Below are 1,799 nucleotides of genomic sequence, written 5' to 3' on the forward strand. Positions count from 1 at the left end.
CAGTTGCTCCAATGTTTGATACCTCGCGTCTTCTTTTTCCATACGGATAAGACACAAAATAACGCTATAAGTTCAAACTTTATAAGGCCGTATCTATAAATGACGACAACCAACGCAGTGCGCTGGCTAAGGTCGTCAATGCTATCAGTAAGTTGGACATCACCCAAGCCTGGGGGGAAGGCAAGACTTCCAGTAGTGACGCACAACGGTTTGGCTTGCGCCGGAAAGTGCTGTCACAGACTTACAGCCATACTTTCAGGGATTTCGCTATCGAGTTTTACAGTTTTGTGGCTGACAATTTTGCGTCTTATTATAGTTTGCAACATGAGTGTGCTGACCGCGATGCGCCGTTTGTGCTTGATGGCATACTCTACAATGAAAGCGACCTCAACATCGAAGAGCATTACACGGATACCCACGGCTTTACCGATATAAACTTTACGGCCTTTGCAATGTTGGGCAAGAGGTTTGTCCCCAGAATTAAAGGATTGCACAAGTACGCGATATTTCACATGGATTCCAATAAGGATTACGGGGCGCTTAAGGTGTTGCTGAACAAAAAAGACCGCGCTTTACATCCTGACTGGATTGTCGAACAGTGGGATCGTATGGGGCATTTTTACTGTTCATTGGAAAACGGCCATGTCACCGCATCTACGGCTCTACGGCGGCTGAACGGTTTCAGCGGCAAAAACCATTTTTATCGGGCAAACCGGGAATTGGGGCGGTTGCTCCGTACTGAAAATACGCTGTCCTATATGTCCGACCCTGCGCTGCGCCGCCGAAACCGCCGGGGCTTGCTCAAGGGTGAACAGATTCACGCCCTGGATCGGGATATTAAATTGGGCAAGCGTGGCCTGGTGGACAAGCGCGACTGGCTGGACCAACGCCACTCCTGTAGTTGCCTGACATTGGTGATGGCTTGTATTATTTACTGGCAGGCCAAGGAAATTAACCGCGTCATCCAGGAGCATTTGCCCGATGACGGCAGCATCGATATCTCTCTCATACAGCATGTCAGCCCCATTTCTTGGGATAATGTCATCCTCTATGGGGATTACATCCTAAACTGGGAAAAGGTTAAATTGTAATAGCGTATATTTACGGACGAATATGCACAGCACCCTAACTGGTGGATGCCGTCCAGTTCTTCCAAGGCTACATGGCTTGACAAGGGTGTCGCTTAAACTGCTTTGGGCTAGGTTCTTCCAGGACATGGGCTGTTGCTCGGTCTTGAATAAAGGTCTATTTTACCCGTTTTGGGGCTTGGGGTCGTGCAAAGGTCTCAAGGTATCTATAAATGCCTAACCCCAAATAGGGATTAATAGATTGTAATTCTATTAATGGGGCACTTGAGGGGCTGTTAGAAATTAAAACAGGGCAAAACGGCTGATTTTTTAGCCAGTCAGCAGGTGTTGTTTTGTTGTGGGTTTTATCGGTTTTGTAGAGTGGTGATAGGCGCGTATTTAGGTAAAAATCCGGCCTGTGTTGTTGCGTGTTGCTGTGTTGATTTATTTGGAATTGCCCCGCTAGTACCCCACGAGAAACAGAAAGAGTTTGATTTGTTAGTTAAGCAATTGATTAATATGGCTCCCCCGGACGGGCTCGAACCGCCGACCTAGTGATTAACAGTCGCTATATATCACGTTTGCCGATATTCTTATCAGCTTCTATTTATATCTATATGCATTGATTTTATTATATATTGAGACCTTTGCACGACCTCAAGCCCCAAAATGGGTAAAATAAGCCTTTATTCAAGTTCGAGCAATAGCCTATGTCCTGGAAGAACCTAGCCC

The 1,799-nt window shown here is 46.4% G+C and carries 1 protein-coding gene; it reads left to right on the plus strand.

All coding sequences use genetic code 11. The features are described from left to right. Positions 1-95 precede the first annotated feature (95 nt). Positions 96-1,091: a Tn3 family transposase gene (locus ABL924_RS18330; protein WP_349028536.1), complete on the plus strand. Its 996-nt coding sequence runs from the start codon at positions 96-98 to the stop codon at positions 1,089-1,091. Positions 1,092-1,799 lie beyond the last annotated feature (708 nt).

This window comes from Methyloglobulus sp. (genome assembly GCF_040079455.1).
In the GTDB taxonomy this organism is placed as follows: Bacteria; Pseudomonadota; Gammaproteobacteria; order Methylococcales; family Methylomonadaceae; genus Methyloglobulus.